Annotated in this window: 17 protein-coding genes and 1 pseudogene; 5 read left to right on the forward strand and 13 right to left on the reverse strand. The window is 61.4% G+C overall.

The features are described from left to right. Positions 1 to 48 precede the first annotated feature (48 nt). Complete coding sequence (locus tag AC6CIG_RS25320) at positions 49 to 1050, reverse strand: GlxA family transcriptional regulator (RefSeq protein WP_437407692.1); 1002 nt, start codon at positions 1048 to 1050, stop codon at positions 49 to 51. Positions 1051 to 1311: 261 nt separating this feature from the next. Here AC6CIG_RS25320 and AC6CIG_RS25325 point away from each other — a divergent pair, with 261 nt between their 5' ends. Beyond that, complete coding sequence (locus AC6CIG_RS25325; protein WP_437407691.1) at positions 1312 to 1959, forward strand: outer membrane protein; 648 nt, start codon at positions 1312 to 1314, stop codon at positions 1957 to 1959. Between the two features lie 154 nt (positions 1960 to 2113). Beyond that, complete coding sequence (locus tag AC6CIG_RS25330; protein ID WP_018095012.1) at positions 2114 to 2377, forward strand: hypothetical protein; 264 nt, start codon at positions 2114 to 2116, stop codon at positions 2375 to 2377. Between the two features lie 16 nt (positions 2378 to 2393). Here the strand turns inward: AC6CIG_RS25330 and AC6CIG_RS25335 are convergent, their stop codons facing one another. The 10 genes from AC6CIG_RS25335 to AC6CIG_RS25380 all read right to left on the reverse strand — a co-directional run bounded on the left by AC6CIG_RS25335 (position 2394) and on the right by AC6CIG_RS25380 (position 14294). Further along, positions 2394 to 3251 (reverse strand): PCC domain-containing protein, encoded by an 858-nt coding sequence (locus AC6CIG_RS25335; protein WP_437412224.1) that lies wholly within the window; start codon positions 3249 to 3251, stop codon positions 2394 to 2396. After that, complete coding sequence (locus tag AC6CIG_RS25340; RefSeq protein ID WP_127709964.1) at positions 3248 to 4009, reverse strand: SDR family NAD(P)-dependent oxidoreductase; 762 nt, start codon at positions 4007 to 4009, stop codon at positions 3248 to 3250. Before AC6CIG_RS25340 ends, AC6CIG_RS25335 begins: the two co-directional genes overlap by 4 nt. Next, positions 4006 to 5655 (reverse strand): acyl-CoA synthetase, encoded by a 1650-nt coding sequence (locus tag AC6CIG_RS25345; protein ID WP_437407690.1) that lies wholly within the window; start codon positions 5653 to 5655, stop codon positions 4006 to 4008. Before AC6CIG_RS25345 ends, AC6CIG_RS25340 begins: the two co-directional genes overlap by 4 nt. Further along, complete coding sequence (locus AC6CIG_RS25350; protein ID WP_437407689.1) at positions 5652 to 6821, reverse strand: acetyl-CoA acetyltransferase; 1170 nt, start codon at positions 6819 to 6821, stop codon at positions 5652 to 5654. Before AC6CIG_RS25350 ends, AC6CIG_RS25345 begins: the two co-directional genes overlap by 4 nt. Next, positions 6818 to 7666 carry an IclR family transcriptional regulator gene (locus tag AC6CIG_RS25355; protein ID WP_018095017.1) on the reverse strand — a complete coding sequence of 283 codons (849 nt, stop codon included), beginning with the start codon at positions 7664 to 7666 and terminating at the stop codon, positions 6818 to 6820. The genes AC6CIG_RS25350 and AC6CIG_RS25355 overlap by 4 nt, the downstream gene beginning before the upstream one ends. Positions 7667 to 7669: 3 nt before the next feature. After that, positions 7670 to 8473, reverse strand: coding sequence for an SDR family NAD(P)-dependent oxidoreductase (locus AC6CIG_RS25360; protein WP_127709970.1), 804 nt, complete (start codon positions 8471 to 8473; stop codon positions 7670 to 7672). A gap of 108 nt (positions 8474 to 8581) precedes the next feature. Beyond that, entirely contained in the window at positions 8582 to 9592 is a 1011-nt protein-coding gene (locus tag AC6CIG_RS25365) for a TRAP transporter substrate-binding protein (protein ID WP_437407688.1), read from the reverse strand. A 48-nt stretch (positions 9593 to 9640) separates the two neighbouring features. Continuing rightward, complete coding sequence (locus AC6CIG_RS25370; RefSeq protein WP_018095020.1) at positions 9641 to 11509, reverse strand: TRAP transporter large permease; 1869 nt, start codon at positions 11507 to 11509, stop codon at positions 9641 to 9643. 423 nt (positions 11510 to 11932) lie between these two features. After that, positions 11933 to 12808 carry an MBL fold metallo-hydrolase gene (locus AC6CIG_RS25375; protein WP_018095021.1) on the reverse strand — a complete coding sequence of 292 codons (876 nt, stop codon included), beginning with the start codon at positions 12806 to 12808 and terminating at the stop codon, positions 11933 to 11935. Then, positions 12795 to 14294, reverse strand: coding sequence for an aminotransferase class V-fold PLP-dependent enzyme (locus AC6CIG_RS25380; protein WP_026168600.1), 1500 nt, complete (start codon positions 14292 to 14294; stop codon positions 12795 to 12797). Before AC6CIG_RS25380 ends, AC6CIG_RS25375 begins: the two co-directional genes overlap by 14 nt. Before the next feature lie 99 nt (positions 14295 to 14393). On the opposite strand from AC6CIG_RS25380, the gene AC6CIG_RS25385 reads away from it, so the two are divergent. Then, on the forward strand, positions 14394 to 14876 hold the full coding sequence (locus AC6CIG_RS25385; protein WP_018095023.1) for an Lrp/AsnC family transcriptional regulator: 483 nt from the start codon (positions 14394 to 14396) through the stop codon (positions 14874 to 14876). Positions 14877 to 15058: 182 nt separating this feature from the next. Further along, positions 15059 to 16225 carry a BCCT family transporter gene (locus AC6CIG_RS25390; protein ID WP_127709976.1) on the forward strand — a complete coding sequence of 389 codons (1167 nt, stop codon included), beginning with the start codon at positions 15059 to 15061 and terminating at the stop codon, positions 16223 to 16225. 544 nt (positions 16226 to 16769) lie between these two features. Here AC6CIG_RS25390 and AC6CIG_RS25395 read toward each other — a convergent pair. Then, positions 16770 to 17069 (reverse strand): annotated as a pseudogene (locus AC6CIG_RS25395) (YybH family protein); the annotation flags it as partial. A gap of 74 nt (positions 17070 to 17143) precedes the next feature. On the opposite strand from AC6CIG_RS25395, the gene AC6CIG_RS25400 reads away from it, so the two are divergent. Continuing rightward, positions 17144 to 17971 carry a class I SAM-dependent methyltransferase gene (locus AC6CIG_RS25400; RefSeq protein ID WP_498324061.1) on the forward strand — a complete coding sequence of 276 codons (828 nt, stop codon included), beginning with the start codon at positions 17144 to 17146 and terminating at the stop codon, positions 17969 to 17971. A gap of 170 nt (positions 17972 to 18141) precedes the next feature. Here AC6CIG_RS25400 and AC6CIG_RS25405 read toward each other — a convergent pair whose 3' ends face one another. Continuing rightward, positions 18142 to 19386 (reverse strand): calcium-binding protein, encoded by a 1245-nt coding sequence (locus tag AC6CIG_RS25405; RefSeq protein ID WP_437407686.1) that lies wholly within the window; start codon positions 19384 to 19386, stop codon positions 18142 to 18144. Positions 19387 to 19652 lie beyond the last annotated feature (266 nt).

Genomic DNA, 19652 nt, shown 5'->3' on the forward strand with positions numbered 1-19652 from the left:
GCCGTTGAGGAAAACAAGCCGCGGGGGCTATCCGAATTTCAACAGACCTCAGCCTGATGCGTCCGGTGTAACACCTGCGCCACGTGCACTGCGCATTTTCAATGCGCTCGTCCGGTATTCGCGGCGATAGGCGCGCGAAAAGGCGGAGAGACTGTCGAATCCGCAACGCAGGGCGATGTCACGCATCGGAATTCCGGTATCACGTACAAGCCGGTGGGCGACCTGCAGCCTGAGGCGCAGGTAATAGGCGCCGGGGCTCGTCGAGAGGCCTTTGGCGAAGAGCGTTTCGAGCTTGCGCTGCGAGACGGAAAGCCGGCGCGCCAGCGCCGCGACGGTCATCGGACGCTCGAGCGTGCGCTCCATGAGCCTGATGGCCGCGGCAAGCTCCGGGTCGCGTGCCTCTATGCGGCCGAGCGAGACGAAAGGCTGGACATCCGTCGGGCCGTGCATCTGGTCGTAGACGAAAATGCTCGCAACATCGAGCGCCAGTGCAGGCCCGAGCCTCTCCGCGACGAGATGCAGCATCATGTCGAAGGTCGGCGACGCGCCGCCTGAGGTCCAGTATTTTCCGTCGATCACGAAACGGTCGCCGATCACCTCCAATTCCGGAAAAGCCTGGCTGAAATCTTCGAGCTCCTCCCAATGGGCCGTAGCCTTGCGGCCATTGATGAGCCCGGAACGGCCGAGCAGCCAGCACCCGGATTCGACGCCTGCGACGATGTCGAAATGTCGCGCACATTCCTGCAGGGTCGCGAGAAAGCGCTTGCCGGCGTGCCTGTGAAGATTGAACCCGCCGATGATGAGAAGAAGATCTCCCACGACGGGCAAGGTGAAACTTCCGTCCACGGCAATCGGCACGCCGCAGGTCAGCATCACCGCCTGGCCGTCGGCGGACAGAAGCCGCCAGCGGAAGACCTCGTGCCCCGCCACTCGATTTGCCGCGCGCATCGGATCGAGGACCGAGGCAAAGGACATGATCGACGATTCGGGCAGGACGACCACCACGACTTCAATCGGCGATTGTGCAGAACGGTTCGCAATCATGCGCATAACGTCAAATTTTATGCGCAGTATGTCAAATGGGAAACGAGCGTTAGGGCATTATCGACCGGCAATCGATCTCTTCGCGGGCATTTGCAGGCCCGCTCGGAGATGATGTTCCCCTTTTTCCGCTACTTTCGGAAGGGCCGGCCGGACGAACCGCCGGCCCTCTTTCTTTCCCCTGGAACGGGCGGTTCGAGGGCGTTGTTTTTCGCAGACTCGCTCCCGATATGTTGCTAATCTCTGCCGCAACAACAGGAGGCATCTGTGATGATCAGAAATGTGCTTGTTGCAGTCTTCGGGGCTTCGCTGCTCGGGGGAGCGGCCCATGCAGCCGATTTGGCACAGGCACCGGAGCCGGCGCCGACGGTCGAGGCGGTATCCAGCTTCGTATGGACGGGCGGTTATCTCGGCCTGCAGGGCGGGGGTGGCTGGTTGAACAGCGACCTCAGCGTCCCGGGCGACAGCGCCTCCGAAAAATTCAGCGGCGGCCTCTTCGGCGCCTTCGCCGGCTACAACTATCAGCATGGCGACTGGGTCGTCGGCGTCGAGGGCGATGTCAGCTACAACTGGAACGATGAGACCGTCACCGTCTTCGGGTCCAACACCGAAACCGGGACGGATGTTTCCGGATCCGTGCGCGCCCGCCTCGGCTACACCGTAAACGACCGGACGCTGATTTACGGCACAGGCGGTTGGGCTGTAACGCGCGGCTTCGTCGATGTCGCCGGCGCGTCCAAGGAAAAGGAAACCTTCAACGGCTGGACCATCGGCGCAGGCGTCGACTACGGCTTCACCGACAGCGTCTTCGGACGCGCGGAATATCGTTACAACGATTTCGGAGACAAGGATGTGGGCGGCGTCGATGTCGACCTCGACCAACACCAGTTTACCGTCGGCGTCGGCGTGAAATTCTGATCGCCGCAGGAGTTTCGATCAATGACCCGGCAATCGCCGGGTTTTTTCTGAAGGCATATCGGCTCCGCCATGAGGACGCAGCAGGCATCAGGAGACGGGTTGCGGAACCGGGACGGGATGTAACCGCGCACGCCGAAACATACGGGGAGGAAGGATGGGACGATTTCTGGAGTTCTTGGGCGGTGCGATCGTCATCGGAACGCTGGTTTTGCTGGCGATGACACTGGTTCCCTCTCCCGACGTGAGAACCCTCGTCGCCGTCCTCCCCTGGGCCTTTCCGGCGATTGCCGGCGGCCTCCTCCTCGTCGCCTTCGGCGCGATGCTCGACCACCTTGCCGCCATACGCTCGGCGGCAGACCGGCAGGCCGATATTTTCCAGCAATTGCTCGAGCGGCGAAACACAGCGAAGAAGGAGTGAGGCTCGCCCTCGACCGTCACTCTTCGACGATCAGCACCTCGAACGTTATGCAAACGGCGTCAACGCCGTAGGCTATCTCACCCTCGAAAATGGTGCATTCCGTATCGACGATCGCGATGTCGAGCTTCGCTTTGGCCTGTCCGCTCCGCTCGGGTGAAAGCGTCCCCTTGCGAATGAGCAATTCCGAAGCGGCCGATTCCATGACCTGGCCGTCGGCGAACGTGCAGCCGACGAGGCTGCCGATGCCGTGCAACGTCGCCCGTTCGATTCCGTGCTCGGCTGCCGTGCGCTCGATCGCCGAATGGATCGGTTCGTTCGGCTTCAACCGGCAGAGAACGGCGCGCCGCGGAGTGATGGCCGGTGCGGCGGCATGAGGCACAGGCGTGAACAGACGGAATCGGGTCTCGCTGTCCTCCAGCTGATCCATGATGGCGCCCGACAGTATCCAGGCTTCCGCCTCCACCGGTTCGGCGAATTGCGAATCCTTCGGCATCACGTGCCCGGCCGCGCGGAAACCGTCCTCGTGCCGCCAGACACCATGGCCGTGCAGGAACGGCTCCCCGTCGCGCCGGCCGAATGTCATGACCAGATCTTCGATGGGCGCGTGGCCATTAGGCGCATGTATGTCGCTGTACCAGGCGGCATGAAGACCGTCATGCGAGAGAGTCGGTGCGACATAGGCAAGCGGCGCAAACGCACCGCCCCTGACCTCTACGATCGCGCTGTCGCAGCCTTTTTCAGCGAGCGCCTCGTGGACGGCTTCGAGCACGCTCCGGCCCGGTTTGAAGGTCAATCGCGTCTTCTCGGCGTGGCACCCGAGAGAGATCACCCTCGGCGTGAACGGCACGCCGGGTTGGCGGAGGCTCCGCATCATCGTCCTTTCAAAGCCAGACCGGCGTTGACGAATCCTCCATCGACCGCCAGCACCTGGCCGTTGATATAGCTCGCCTCCTCCGAGATCAGGAACGCCGCGCTGGCCGCGATTTCGCCCGAAGAACCGTAGCGGCGCTGGGGGATGCGCTCGTGCCATTGCGCACGCACGTCATCCGTATGGACGGCACGCGACAAAGGCGTGTCGATGGCACCGGGAGCGATGGCATTGACGCGAATTCCATCCTGTCCGAGCTCGGTCGCGAGAATGTAGGTGAGCAGATTGACCGCGCCTTTGGAGGCGCCGTAGGCGGCGCGTCCCTTGTTGCCGACAAGACCCGATACGGAGGAGATGTTGACGATTGCACCGGGCGTGGCCGTCGCCAGCCAATGACGCGCCGCCTCACGGCAGACGATGAACGTGCCGGTCAGATTGACGTCCAGAATGCGGCGGAAATCGTCGACGCTGGTCTCGACGGCAGGCCTGTCGATCGCGATGCCCGCCGAATTGATGACCGCCCGCAGCGGTGCCCTCGCCGCCGCGGTCTCGATGGCCGATGCGACCTCCTTTTCATCCGTGACGCTGCAGGCGATTGCCTGCGCGGGATCGATCGGGATCGCGCGACATGCGTCCGCCAGCGCATCGGCATTGCGATCCACCAGATAGACCCTCCAGCCGCGATCGTTGAGAAGTCTCGCTATTTCGAGGCCGATACCGGATGCTCCTCCCGTGACGAGTACGGATTTCATTCCATCGCTCATGGGGCAGCACTCCTGCGGTCCCCGATGCCAACGGAACCGATGTCCAGTTCGCCGCGCCGTTCGAGTTCCTCGCGGATCAGCTTCTTGGTGATCTTGCCATAGGCCGATTTTGGCATTTCGGACCAGAACACGATCTTCTTCGGAAGCTTGTAGCGGGCAATCTTCCCGTCCAGCCATTCCCTCAGAGCCGCCGCGTCGACCGACGCAGCGTCACGTGCGACGCAAACCGCGATGCCGACCTCTCCCCAGACCGGATCGGGAACGCCGACGATCGCCGCCTCGCTGATATCCGGATGCATCAGGAGCTTTTCCTCGATCTCGCGCGGATAGACGTTGGACCCGCCCGAAATGAACATGTCGGAGGCGCGGCCGGTGATGTAAAGGAAGCCTTGCGCATCGACATGGCCAAGGTCGCCGGTACGAAACCAGCCGTTGCGAAACGCTTTGGCGTTGGCCTCGGGGTTCCGATAATAGCCGGCAAAAACCGCCGGGCCGATCACGCAGATCTCGCCGGTCGCGCCCGCCGGGACTTCGTTGCCGTCGTCGTCCTGGATCTGCAGCTGCATGCCCGTCCGCTCGAAACCGCAGGTGCCGATACGCGCATCCGGGCCGTCCTCCGCGCTGTGGAAGGCGGGAGGCAGGACGGTGATCGCTCCCGTCACTTCGCCGAGCCCGAAATACTGCACCAGGACGGCGCCGAGCTTTTCCAGCGCCTTTTTCTGATCGGCACGGTACATCGGCGCACCGGCATAGATGACATAGCGCAGCGACGAGTGGTCGTACCGGTCGACGGACGGATCCTCGATGAGCAGCTTTACGATAGTCGGTACGGCGAAGAGGTTGTTGACCCTCCATTTTTCGACGAGGGCCCAGAACTGCGGTATGTCGAGCTTCTCGGACGGCAAAAGGATCGTGGTTGCGCCCCGTGCGACCTGGCACAGCTGATGGATCCCGGCGCCGTGCGACAGCGGCGCAACGACGATCGACCGGTCGCGATGGGTCGTAGCCGGAAAGAGATCGCCGATATGATTATTGATGACGAAGGCCATTTGCCCGTGCGTCAGCACGGCAGCCTTGGGGCGGCCGGTGGTGCCGGACGTATAGAAATACCAGCATGGATCATCGCGATCGACGGCAGCGGGCGAAATCGACTTTCCAAGATTGCGCGCAACGATCGCGTCATAGTCTTCGCCGACCCGTGACGCGCCGATCGGGATGCATGATCCGATCTGCTCGCCCGCAGCTCGACATGCTTCGGCATGGGCCTCGAAGGCGGCCTGGAATATCACCAGCCTGGCACCGCTCGATTCGGCCAGATAGGCGACCTCCTCCGGCAGCTGCCGGAAATTCGTGGGAACCCAGACCGCACCTGCTCTGAACGCCGCAAACATGGACTCGAACATCTGGTTGCAGTTGGCGGAGTGGACGAGAATCCGGTCTCCTTTGCGCACGCCGAACTCATGGACGAGCGCATATGCCATGGCGTCGACCCGCGCCTCCAGCTCGTTCCAGCGCCACCGGTGATCGCCGTGAACGAGGGCGATCTCGTCCGGATTGCGTCTCGCTGCCTGCGAAAGGAAATTGCCGAGGTTCATGACTCGCGTCGAAACGGGGGTGACGCCGCCCTGCGGTTCGTTGCTCGTCATTTCGCCCGTTCCAGGATGGAGACATAGTTTGCGACGGCAGCGCCGCCCATGTTGAAGATGCCGGCGAGACCGGCGCCGGGGATCTGCATTTCACCCGCCTCCTCCATAAGCTGCATGGCGGAAATGACATGCATCGAGACCCCCGTCGCGCCGATCGGATGACCCTTGGATTTCAAGCCGCCGGAGGGGTTGACCGGCAGGCTTCCGCTCCTGGTGGTGGTTCCGTCGCGGATCGCACGGTAGCCTTCGCCGGGTGCGGTCAGTCCCATCGCCTCGTATTCGATCATCTCGGCTATGGTGAAGCAGTCATGCGTCTCGACGAAGGAGAGATCGTCCAGCGTGGCGCCGGCCATGGAAAGTGCCGCTTTCCAGGCCCGCCGTGGCCCGTCGAATTCCAGCATGTCCCGGCGGCTGAGCGCAAACACGTCGTTGACGTGGCTGCGGGCCCGGAAGGCGATTGCCCGCTGCAGCGTCGCAGCCGTGTCCGCGTCGGCGAGCACGAGGGCGGCCGCCCCGTCCGAGACGAGCGAGCAGTCGGTGCGGCGCAAGGGGGCCGCGACGATCGGATTCTTTTCCGAAACGGTATTGCAGAACGCAAAACCGAAATCCCTTCGCATATGCGCGTAAGGGTTGGCTACGCCGTTTTCGTGGTTCTTGGCCGCGATCATCGCAAGTTCCTCGGAACGGTCGCCGTAACGCTGGAAGTAATGCTGTGCTATGCGGCCGAAGACGCCGGCAAAGCCCCCTTCCACGTCGCCTTCCTCTTTCCGGTAGCTGCCGCCCAGAAGGATATCGCCGACTGCTGCCGTCGGAACGGCGGTCATCTTCTCGGCACCGATGACGAGCGCGATGCGGCCGCGGCCGGCCTCGATGAAGTCCATCGCCGTATAGATCGCCGCCGAGCCTGTCGCGCACGCATTTTCAAGCCGCACGGACGGGACGTGAGCAAGCGCCTCGTCGGTCATGCCGACAAGTGCGGCCTGAAACTCCTGCTTGGAGAAGCCGCCATTCATGACTCCGACAAAGATGCCGTCGACATCCGAGGCGGCAAGACCGGCATGGGCAAGTGCCGGCGCCGCGACCGCGGCCATCAGCGCCTCTGTGTCCGCGTAGTCGGTCTTGCCGAACTGGGAGTGGGCCCAGCCTACGATCTGCGCCTTGGTCATCTGGACAATCTCCTTTTGAGAGGTCTTGCAATGGAGGCTATGTGTCGCGTCCCGCGGTCACGGAACTGCTCGGCGAGCTTGCTCTCGATGCGTGAAGCTTCCTGCCTGAGAAGAGCTGCCAATTCGCTCTGCCGCGGCTCCTGCATGCGGCTGTCGATGGCGGCAATGCTGATGGCCCCGGCGACGCCGCCGCCGGGATAGCGGATTGCGACGCCCACACCCCAGGAGTTGGTGAGGATAAGGCCGGGATTGACCGCATAGCCCTGAGCGCGGGCAAGCTCGACGCGGCGGCGCAGTTCGTCCGGCCCGAGCATCGGAAACTGCTCCTCGAGCACGGCGGCATTCTGGTCCAGAACGGACGAAACCTCCTCGTCGGGAAGAGCCGCAAGCATGGCCAGAGAGCCGGCGCCGACGCCCAGCGGGTGCACGAAGCCCGCCTGGAGTGCGTGGGTGCGGATCGGAAAGCTCCCCTCCTCCCGGTGGAGACAGACCGACGACGCTCCGCGGCGTACGGAGAGAAAGCAGGAGTCGCTGGTCTTCTGCGCCAGGCGATGCAGGCTTTCCGTCGACAGGCGCAGGAGCCCGTGCCGGCTCGATGCGAGGGTGCCGAGCACATACGCTTCTTCACCGACATAGTAGCGCCGATCGCGGTCGTCCTGCTCCAGGAGGCCGGCCCTGATCAGGGCAAGCAGGAGGCGGCGAACCGTTGGTTTGTTGAGGCCGCTCTGCTCCACGACGGCGCTCAGAGACATGCCGTCCATCTGGCGGCCGACCAGCGACAGGAGCTTGGCCGCACGATCGACGCTTTGCGAACCGGTCATGTCCCTGTCGGCCGCATCGCCCATGTTTCAGTGTACCCCCATGATCGTGCAGCTCTGGCCGCCATCGACCGGCAGACAAACGCCGGTAATGAATTTCGCTTCGTCGGAGGCAAGGAAAAGCGCTGCATTGGCGACATCCCAGGCATCGCCCATGCGCCCGCCCGGAAGCGCCGCGTTGCGGGCTGCCACCATTTCCTCGGCGGAGGCGTATTGCGAGGAGATCTGCTTGTAGATCAGGGGCGTGTCGATCAAGCCGGGGACGACACAGTTCGCGCGGATTCCGTGCGGCGCATATTGAGCCGCGATCGCGACCGTCGCCTGGTTGACCGCCGCCTTCGTCGCGTAATAGGCGAAGTAGGGATAGCCGGTCCACCGGATGCCTGCGAGCGACGAGATGTTGACGACGGCGCCACCGCCGGCTTCGATCATGTGCGGGATGACAGCCTTGGCGGTGCGGAACACCGAGCCGAGATTGAGATCCACGGATTGCTGGAACTGTGCTTCCGACAACTCGACCGGTCCACCCATATGCGTGACGCCGACATTGTTGTGCAGAATGGAAATGGTGCCGAATGCCTGCCGTGCGGCCGCCACCGCCGCTTCGACAGATGCGAGAGCGGTGACGTCTGCGGCGACGGCTAGGGCCTGGCCGCCTTCCGCCGCGATGATTGCCGCCGTTTCCTCGGCTGCCTCCCTGTCGACGTCGACACAGACGACCTTGGCGCCCTCACGCGCATAAAGCACGGCGGCAGCCTTGCCATTGCCCCAGCCGGGGCCGGAGGAACCCGCACCGAAGACGATTGCCGATTTTCCCTTGAGACGGTCTGTCACTTCGAAACCTCGGAAGGCGCCACGCGCTCGTGGAAGAACGCGCCGCGTCGCTGCATCGGTCGGCGAACGGCCGGGTGAACGGCCGCCCGCCTCGTCGTGCTCAGGTGGTCAGCCGAGGCTGGTGCCTACGGCCTTTTCGAGGATGGCCCAGGCGTCGTCGCCGAATTTTCCCTTCCATTCGGCGTAGAAACCCGCCGATCTCAGCGTCTCCCGGAAAGCTGCCTTGTCCGGGTCGGTGAACGTCATGCCGCTCTGGGTGAGCTGCTCGCGTACCGTGTCGTTCACCTTGGCGGTATCGGTGCGCTGGGCGATGGCCGACTCGTTGAGATGTTTGGCCGCAATCACCCTTATGTCTTCCGGCAGGGTTTCCCAGGCCTGCTTGTTCGCCAGCATCCAGAAACCGTCCCACATATGGTTGGTCATGGCGCAATGTTTCTGCACCTCGTAGAGCTTGGCGGTCGAGGCGATTGCCAGCGGGTTTTCCTGGCCATCGACGGTGCCGGTGCTGAGCGCCGTGTAGACTTCCGCGAAATTGATCGTGGTCGGTGCAGCCCCGAAGGCGGTGAACATGGATTGCCAGAGCGGGCTCGGCGGAACGCGGATCTTGAACCCCTTGAGGTCCTCCGGCGTGTTGATCGGCTTGGTCGAACTGGTGATCTGGCGAAAGCCGTTGTCCCAGATCTTCTCCATGGGCACGAGGCCCTTCTTTTCGATCTCACCGCGCGCATAGGCGCCCAGCTCTCCGTCCATCGCCTTCCAGACCGTGTCGTAGTCGGGGAAGGCGAAGCCGATGCCGCTGATGGCAGCGTTGGGCACCAGGGTCGAGAGAATCAGCGGCGAGAGCGAGAAGAACTCGGTTGCGCCGTTGCGAAGCTGCGAAAGCGTTTCGGTGTCGTTGCCGAGCTGACTGCTCGGGAAGATGTTGATCTTCAGGCGGCCGCCCGTCTCCTCCAGGATCTTGTCGGCGGCTTCCTTCAGGCGAATGTTGAGCGGATGGGTGACCGGCAGGTTGTTTGCCAGCTTATAGGTGAAGTCCGCGGCATGGGCCCTGGTGCGGATCGAAGCCCCAAGCGCAACTGCTCCAGTACCGAGCAGCATCGTTCTACGGGTTATTTTCATCGCTCTGTTCTCCTCCTGATCGTCGATGATGAATATGGGATGGCGGGCTCACAGCAATGCGAGCGAGAACCAGGGCACGGCGGCGATCAACAAGAGGCCAAGCACCATCGCGCCGATATAGGGCCAGATCGCTCCCATGGCTTCGTCGGGCGAAACGTTGCCGATCTTGCAGGCGATGTAGAAGCCGATGCCGATCGGCGGTGCCATCAGTCCGACGTTCATCGCGGTGACGATGACCATGGAATAGTGGACGTCATGGATCCCCATCGCACGCGCGATCGGAAACATGATCGGCGCCAGGAGCACGATCGCAGGGAGGCCTTCGAGCACGCAGCCGAGCAGCATGAACAGGGCGATCGAGACCAGCATGAAGGTGAACCATCCACCCGGCAGGCCGCTCATCATATCGGTGAGCTCGAAGGCGAACCCGGTCTGGGTGAGCGCCCAGGCCATCGCCGCGGCGGTACCGAGGATCAGGAGGATCGCACCGCTCATCGCGGCGGTCTCGACCAGCATCCTGTAGGTCCGGCGCATGCCGATGCCGCCATAAAGGACAGTGCCGATGATGAAGGCGTAGACGACCGCGATGGTGGAGACCTCAGTCGCGGTCGCCGCGCCGCTCGCGACCGCGCTGCGGATGATGAACGGCAGTACCAGGGCCGGCGCCGCGATCAGCGCCGTGCCGCCGATGTGTTTCAGCGACGGGCGCACGACGCCGTCGACATTTTCTCGGGCGGCCTTGATGCGTGCAAGCGCGGCAAGCGCGACCAGCAACACGAGAGCGATGGCAAAACCGCTGGTAAACAGAGCGGCGATCGAAACGCCGGCCACCGAGCCGAGAACGATCAGCACGATGCTCGGCGGTACGGTGTCGGCCATGGCGGCCCCGGTCGCGAGCAGCGCTATCATCTCCTTCGGCTTGTGACCCCGGCGCTTCATTTCCGGAAACAGCGCCGGGGCAACCGTCGCCATGTCCGAGACTTTCGACCCGGAAATGCCGGACACGAGAAAGAGCGAGCCCAACAGAACGTAGGACATGCCGGCCTTGACGTGGCCGAGCATGGAGGCGAGGAAATCTACGATCGCTTTGCCCATTCCGGTCGCGTCCAGAATGCAGCCGAGAAGCACGAAGACCGGGACCGACAGCAGAATGAGGCTGGACATCCCCTCGTCCATGCGGCCGATCATGACGACCAGCGGCATCGACGTCGTGAAGGCGAGAAACAGAAGCGTCGCGATGCCGAAGCAGAAGGCGATCGGAACGCCCATCGCGAGGCAGATGGCAGCACCGCCGACGAGAAAGATCAGAATGTTGCCGTTGCCGAACGAGCTGAGTGCAGGCGTCAGCAACCAGAGCACCAAAGCGACCGCGAGCACGACTGCCACGGCCAGCACCACGTCGAACGGCTTGGCGGTTCTGATCAGTTGAGCGACGGCCAGCAGCACCATCAGGACCATGCCGACTGCAATGGCCGCGGCACGATAGCCCGCCGGGATGTTCAAGGCCGACGAAGTGATGTCCATTTCGCCAGCGGCATAGGTGTAAGCTGCCGGCAGCAGGACGAGAAGGAACGCCATGATAGCGACCATGCCGAGCGTTTCGGTGAACTGCCGGGCCCTTTCGCCGAGGGCATTGAGAAGAATGGTCAGCCGCAGATGCTCGCAACGGTCGATCGCAATCGCCGAACCGAGCATGGCCAGCCACAGGAAGGCGATGGATGCGGCTTCATCGATCCAGACGATCGGTCTCGACAGGCCGTAGCGAAAGGCTACGCCGGAGAGCAGCATGGCGATGATCGCCACAAGCAGAGCGGCGGACAGCGCTTCGACGGGGCGCATCAGCCGCGAACCCGGCCGGGCCTCCATCGTCTCGGCGAGCACGGCGAATTCGGACACGCCCTCCGTCGTGGTGGTCATCGGCTTCCTCCCTTACGAACCGTTCGATCGCCTTGCGCGCCAGCCGCGCGAATCGCGGCGGGATGAACGACGTCAAAGCTCCTCCCGGAGGTGTCGTCCGAAGAAAATGGATGCATCGGATCGACATTCCAGATCGTCCGTCGCCCTCCAAAGCAAACGTTCGATCAGGTCCATTTTGTAGGTGAAAGGAAACCATCAAGCAACACGCTGAACTAAACCGTTGAATATGAGATATATTCCTCGTGCAGCGAGGTCCATAATGTGAACCTCATCGTGCCGTCGCGGAACAAGCGTAAGCCCCGTGGTCGCCTGGTGCGAATCGCCTCGCCACCGCATTTGCACGGATCGAGCACCCGCGTGTGGAGCCCTGCCGCGGGTCCCCTTCGCCCGGTTTGCGGCGGACGAAGGCCGTCCCTGTCCTCGTCATTCCCAGACGGCACCGGGAAAGGCGTTCAGCGGTATCTTGAGGTAGCGGCGGCCATTATCCTCTGCGACCGGCAGTTCTCCGCCGCGAATATTGACCTGCAGGGCATGCAGAATCAGCTTGGGCATCGGTAAGGTCCTGTCGCGCGCCTCCCGCAGATTGACGAAATCCGCCCGTGTTTTTCCGGCGACATGCGTATTATTGGCTTTCTGTTCCGCCACCGTACTTTCCCACAGAGCTTCACGGCCGCCTGGCCGATAGTCATGTCCGGTGAAGAGGCGGGTCTCGCCCGGAAGGGCAAGAATGGCCTCGATCGAGTTCCACAGGCTCTCGGCGCTGCCGCCGGGAAAATCCGCGCGGGCGGACCCGCTGTCAGGCATGAACAACGTGTCGTGAATGAAGGCCGCATCGCCGATGATATAGCTGATCGACGCCAGCGTATGCCCAGGCGAGTGCAGTACGCGGGCTTCGAGATTCCCGAGTTCGAACATATCGCCGTCGCGAAACAGCCGATCCCATTGCGAACCGTCACAAACGAAATCCGGCCAATTGTAGATCTGTTTCCAGATCTGCTGCACGCTTTTCACGTGCTCGCCGATGGCAGTGGGCGCCCCCGTTCGATCCTTGAGGTAGCGTGCCGCCGAGAAATGATCCGCATGCGGATGGGTGTCCAGTATCCATTCGACACTCAAACCCTGCTTGGCCACATGATCGAGAATGGCGTCGGCGTTCGTCGTCGCGGTGGAACCCGATTTCTGATCGAAGTCGAGCACCGGATCGATGATCGCGCATTTTCCCGTTTCGGGGTCGGCCACGACATACTGAATGCTGCACGTGGCCGCGTCGTAAAAGGCGGCTACATCAGGCCTGTGCATGTGCCCTTCCCTTCTCGGCCGCTACACGAGGGAAGAATATCGCACGTGCCGGATCGAAGTCGTAATCCCGTTCGAACGCAGGAGCGTCGGCAGCCAGTTTCGCGACGGAATCGAGGATGAATTTCACCTTTTCGTCCGAGAGCAGAACGCTGAAATTCAGCCGCGTGAAGCCGGGCTTCTTTATTTCGTCGCCGGCGAGAATGGCTTGGCGCATCTGCTCTGACTGCTGCGCATCGATCGACAGCAGCCTGTGAACATAGGGCCCGGCGCAGGCGCAACCGCCACGGGCCTGAATGCCGAACCGGTCGCTCAGCATGCGAGTAACGAGTTGCTGGTGCATATACCCCCCTTTGCCGTCGCGGATACGGAAGGAAAAAATCGGTAGCCGGTCCAGCGCCGGAAGACCAAGTATCTCCAATTGCGGGACATCCTTCCATGCGGAAAAGGCACGAACCGTAAGCTGGCGATTGCGCCGCGCCATTTCCTCCAATCCGATGGCGTGCTTGACGACAAAGGCGAGGGCCGCCCGGATGTCGCCGACGACGTTCGGTGTCCCCGCCTCTTCGCGCGCTTCGAGGCTGTCGCTGTAGTCGTGCGTCTCCGGCGAGACGAATTTCACCGTTCCGCCGCCCGGCCAGGAGGGTTTGCTCGTGGCCAGACCGTCGCGCCGAACGATCAAAATGCCGGAAGCGCCCGGGCCGCCGATGAACTTGTGCGGCGAGAGAACGATGGCGTCGATCTCCGCAGAACCGCTCGGCGACACCGAAATCGGTACATAGGGTCCGGCACCTGCATAGTCCCAGATCATCTTGGCCCCGGCCGATTTCACCAAGTCGGTAATCGCGGCGACGTCGCTGGTGATTCCCGTGATGTTCGAGGCCGCGGACAATGTACAGATGGTCAGGTCGCAAGATCCGCTTCGCAGAGCCTGATCCAGAAGGAAAAGGTCCGGGCCGCCCTCGGGCGATTCGGTCAGCTCGACGATTTCCGCACCGCTTTCGCGCCAGGGAAGTATGTTGGAGTGGTGCTCATACGGACCGATGATGACCCGCACGGTCTTCCCTGCCGCGATCGCTTCGGTGACGCCGAACAGTTTGACGAGGCGGTTCAGCCCCGAAGTCGCGCCGGATCCGGTAAAGATGACCGCATGCCTCTCGTCCGCTCCGCAGCACTCGGCGATCAACGCCCGCGCCTCCCTTCGCATGCGGGTCATGAACCCGCCGCAGTAGGAAGCCTCGGTATGGCTATTGGCGTAAAATGGCAGGACTTCCTCGAGGATGAAGCGTTCAACCGTTCCAAGCGCCCGTCCGGATGCAACATAGTCGGCATAGATCAGGTTCCTGATGCCGTAGGGGCCTTCGATCCGCGACGTGGCCCCGACCAGATCATCCCGCAGGAAGTTTATAAGATCGCCGCGGTCCAGCCCTCGGCGAAACCGCTCGAGAGGCGTGACGTTATCTTTCGGCTCATGGCGGACAGCTTGCACGATCACCTCCCGAGGCTTGAATGTTGACATCGATTGTATTCTGCCGCACCGTCGAAATGTTCACCTATTTTCTGCAGTTCCTCCCGGATTTTGTGTCACATGATCGAGTCTCAAGCCAAAGTCGATGGATTCGATCTGAAGATTCTCGCGGCTCTGCAAAAGGATTCGAACCTCTCGCAGCGCGAACTGGCGGAGAAGGTAGGGCTGTCGCAAAATGCCTGTTGGCGCCGTCTTCAGCGGCTTCACTCGATCGGAATGATCCGCGGGTCCCATAGCGATATAGATATCGGCGCGTTGGGCCTTGATCTCATCGTGTTCGTGATGATTCGCACCCGACATCACTCCAAGGAGTGGAGCGACGGCTTCAGGGCACATGTCGAGAGACTTCCCGAAGTGATCGACTTTTACCGTATCGGCGGAGAATGGGACTACCTGATCAAAGTCGTCACCAGGGGCATGTCCGGCTATGACGCCTTCTATCAGAAGCTCATCACAAATTTCGACCTCGCCACCGTGACGGGCTTTTTTTCGATGGAAGCGATCATCAACAACCGCCCTGTGGATTTGACACGTCTCCGGTGAGCCTCTCGATCTGCGGACCTTCAGGGCCATTTTCGATCGCTTGCGGCTCGAAACGGCCGCGGTGCGCGTCGTTCACGATTAGCGCCGCGTCGTTCATGGACATTTGAAACCGGCATGCTTGTGGCCTCATGCCGCTCCCGTCCGATCGGATGCGGCGGGACGACAAGAGGGGGAGATCTGCCGTGAGCTACATCATCAGCACCGCCTATGCGGCGGTCCTTCTCAGCGCCGTCTTCGTGATCGTCCGCTGGGGCAATGTCTACTGCCGCGGGCAAACTCCCGTCGGCATATACACCTTCGTGGCGCTGCTGTTCACGGCTGGTCTCGATATGGGCCTGGTCATGCTCCCCCTGACCGAGTTTCCCGCCTATGCGGCCGATAGCGCCTATGGCTTCACCAATCCGCTCGCCATCGAGTTCGGCATGTGGGGACCATTGGTCTGGATGATGTACTTCCTCTCGGCCTTCTATTTCGTGGTGCTCGAACCGCGACTCAAGATCTTCGAGATCGCGGCCGTCAAATGGGTCTACAATCTCACGGTCATCGCGACATGCGCGTTCACTTGCTATCTCTTCCTCACGGCCTTGCCGAGCTATATCGAGGGGATCTCGATGCCGGCGCGCTGGGCTATCGTCGTCGCCGTCATCGCGGCGTCCGTCTATTCCAGCAGCAACGTCAATTTCATGAAGTGGCTGGCGGTCACCTCGACATGGATGTTCGTGACCCTGGCTCTCGCGGCCCTTTTGGCAGCCGCCTTTTTCTACAGCAATACAGGCCTCAGCGGGCTCGTATCGAATGTGGGCCTGCTGTCGGACTATTTTGCCAACTTGAACCGCTTCGTCAGTCCGATCACAGAATATCACGAGTTCTACCTCTTCTGGTGGTTCTCCTGGAGCATCATGATCGGCCAGTTCGTTTCCATGTTCGTCGGAGGGCTGAGGACATGGCGGCTGGCGGTTGCAATGGTCCTCCTGCCTTCGATCCCCTTGGCAGTGTGGTTCGCGGTGCTTTACATCTATTTCCAGCAGCAGATCGTCATTCCGGCCTGGTTGAACTGGTTCATGGTCACGGTCGGCATCATCTTTGTCGTGAATTCGCTCGACTCCCTGATCCGTCTCTACGGCCTCAACCTCGGCTGGACGAAGTCGCGGCTCGGCGCGAGAGCATACTATCCGCTGCACTTCCTTCTTCAGCTCGGCCTGGTAATGGCCTACCAGTTCACGCCGTTCAGGGTCGAATGGGTGGGCGTGATCGTGATCGGCATTTACGCGGCGATCTATGCGCTCATTTTGCGCCACCACGTTCATGTTCGGGCGGCATTGCACGAGGCGCGGAGCGCGGCAGCCTAAGGCCAGGGCACTGCCAGGAGAGATTTGCTCGGCCGTGCTTTCGCGCAACTGCTGGAAGAGCGTCAGGTACCCAGCTGCGGCGACAAGGCGGAGATACTGAAAACTGACGCTGCATTCCCGAATGCCGCGGGTGGCACGATCGGCCGGACGGAACGCAGCCGTCCGGAGCATTCGCGGGAAAACTGTGTGCCGTCCGGTGTCGAGATGCCCGGTTGCGCGGGAACAGGCCTGATTCAAATAAAATTAACCGTGACAGGCATCGGTGACCTTCTTCGTCGATGTTTGCCCCGGTTTGCTCGCATTCAGCTTGCCATGATGGGGGATGGATAAAGCGGGACTCGCCTTTCTGGTGCTCATACTCGTGCTCATCTCTATCGTGATGAGCATACTTGCCGTCGAGCGGGAACCGGAGGCGCCGCCCACCGGGTCGATCATCGCCCCGGCGGTCGGAACCCGTCGTGGCTGCCGGCGGCCCCAAAGAAGCCGAAGGCCATTTGCAGGATAGTTCACTATCCCTCTTGGCTTCCCGGGAGACGTGGATCTGTCAGTTGAAGGTGTGCACTCTGAGTTTCAGGCTGCCGTCTGCCTGTTTCTCAAAGACATGGGTTGCCACCCCAGCCCATGGCTGATCGGCACCTTTGGCGTCTTTGCCCTTGGCCGACCATTTCGCTGTGCCGATCAGCAGGTTGCCCTCGCCTTGCGCCTCGATCAATTCAAGCTTGTGACCCGTCACGCCCATGCCGAAGATTCCGCCAAAGAATTTCTCGACGCCGGCGGGCCCCTTGATCACGTCATGGGTGGCAGGCAAGAAAATAGCGTCGTCCGTGTAGAACGCCGCGATGGATGTCGTCGCTCATTTGGTCCTCTTCTCAGCGGTGGACGTAGTATCATACTGTTGCCGGCTCGTTCGAAACAAACATGGACAAATCGTATCCCCAAAAGGAGCACAGCGTGACCCAGTTATCGGAGGCGGACGTTGCGGCCCGATGGAACGACAATGCCGATCAATGGGCACATGATGTTCGACAGGGTTACGATACCTATCGAGACCTATTCACGCTCCCGGCATTCCTGGCCTTCCTTCCCTCAATCAGCGGCTTGGACGTGATCGACTTCGGCTGCGGCGAAGCTTCCAATACGAGACGGTTCGCCGCAATGGGCGCTCGCATGACTGGCATCGATCTTTCGGAGCAGATGATCCGCCATGCTCGCGCTATTGAAGAGCAGCAGCCGCTCGGCATCCACTACGCGATTAAATCTTACAGCCAGAACACCGGTTTCGAGGATGCCTCCTTCGATGCCGTCGTCTCAACCATGGCATTGATGGACGGGCCGGACTTCCCAGCCGCCATGCGGGAGGCATTCAGGTTGCTGCGCCCCGGAGGGTTTGTCGCCTTCAGCATCCTGCACCCCTGTTTCATTACTCCCGGCTTGCGATGGCAGAAGGAGGGCGACGGGAGGGCGACGGGGCTGGTGGTGTCGCGCTATTTCGACCGAACCGATTTCGTCGAAAAATGGCGCTTTGGCGACCGTCCGAGCAACGATGACGTCGTGCCGTTTGAGGTGCCACGCTTTCCCCGCACTATCGGCGAATATCTCAACGGCGTCGCTGATGCCGGGTTTCGTATCGTCGAAGTCCGCGAGCCGCAGCCGACGGCTGAGGCATGCGAACTCGCACCTCGTTTCATCAGATGGCGCGATCTGGCCGCATTCCTGCTCATGATCCGGGCCGAACGTAGTGCGTGACAGGTCACGCGCCCTTGCAATCGGACGGATTGTTAGAGAGCCCAGCTATCCAGCCATTCTCGTTGCCGTAAACGAACTTCGGCGGGGACCCTGTCAATGCTGGAGAAATCCAGGATGCGTCACAGACGGGATCGAAAGAGGGCCGCTTTGGCGGCACCCCTTTTGAGTGCTTATGCGAAGATGAAGTCTGCCCTCGAGAAACTGGTAGCGGTGATAACGCCGTTCTGATCGTCAACGAGAATTGAAAACTCGCGTCCACCGGAATCAAAGCCCTTCACCAGCACGTCACCGCCAGCGGTATCGTACGCGTAGATCGTACCTGCCGCCCCAGTATTGGAATACAATTTAACCCCAAGCTTCTCGATGACAAACATGTCGAGACCATCCTGAAAGTCCATCACCGAATCCCGATCAGTCAATACCGTCGGCCCTCGAAAGACAAAGCGGTCGGCGTCGGCTCCGCCCCAGAGTACGTCCCTTCCTCCGTCGCCAGAGATTGTGTCTTCGCCAGCGTCTCCATAGAGGGTGTCATTTCCCGCCCCGCCGACCAGGCGATCATGATCGTTGCCGCCACGCAGATCATCGTCGCCGGCGCCGCCTGTCAGAATGTCATCTCCGTCATCCCCGAACGCCCGATCGTTGCCCGCCCCCACGGAAATTCTGTCATTGCCTCTACCGCCATATGCCTCATCGGTTCCCCCTTCCGAATCCAACACATCATCGCCGTCGCCGCCATCCAGGTAATTGTCACCGTTACCGCCATCGACGAAGTCGTTTCCGCTCCCGCCATACATACGGTCGTTCCCCGACTGGCCCTTAAGAGCGTCATCGCCGCCTTCGCCATAGATTATGTCATTGCCTGCGCCGCCGCTGACCGCCTGCTGCGTCAATTTCCCAGTTGCGGGGTTCACGCGGTTATTGAAGCCGTCATTTCCCGCGCCAGCGAAGATGATGTCGTCACCATCACCAGCATCGATATACTCTTCGCCATTGCCACCGTAGATTACATCGTTACCACGGCCACCCAAAAAGTGGTCATGGCCTTCACCGCCATGCAACGTGTCGTTGCCATCTCCACCATCGGCAATGTCGTTTCCTCGTCCGCCAAAGAACGTGTCGTTCCCAGCCCCACCTTTGAATCGATCGTCGCCATCGCCGCCTTCGGCATAGTCATTCCCAGCGCCGCCCTCGATATAGTCGTTCCCATCGCCACCGTAGAGTTTATCGTCGCCGAGACCGCCGTAGAGATAGTCGTTGCCGGCGCCGCCCTCGACATTATCGTGGCCATCGCCACCGTAGAGCTTATCATCGCCCTGCCCGCCGTAGAGATGATCGTCGCCTGCATAACCCCAAATCTCGTTGTTGCCAAAAAGACCCCGGATGATGTCGGCCAAGCTTGTTCCGCGTAAAAGCATTTCATCTCCTTCGGGTGGGCTACGGCAGAGCGCTCTCACGACGTGAGTAAGCATAGCGCTACCTGCCAAGCTTCTAAGGCCTCAAACCGAAAGAGACCATTCGGGCGGATGGACTAGACCACTTGGTTGATATGGCCAGTCCTGATTTGGGGACAGTGTCCTATAGCCGCCGACGAGAGCGCGACGGCTCATGAGTTGATGGCGATGTATGGCTGGGCTCGGCTCGCAATGGCCGAGATCTACACGAAAGAAGCGGAAAAAAGCGC

The organism is Sinorhizobium sp. GQ132 (assembly GCF_059758575.1).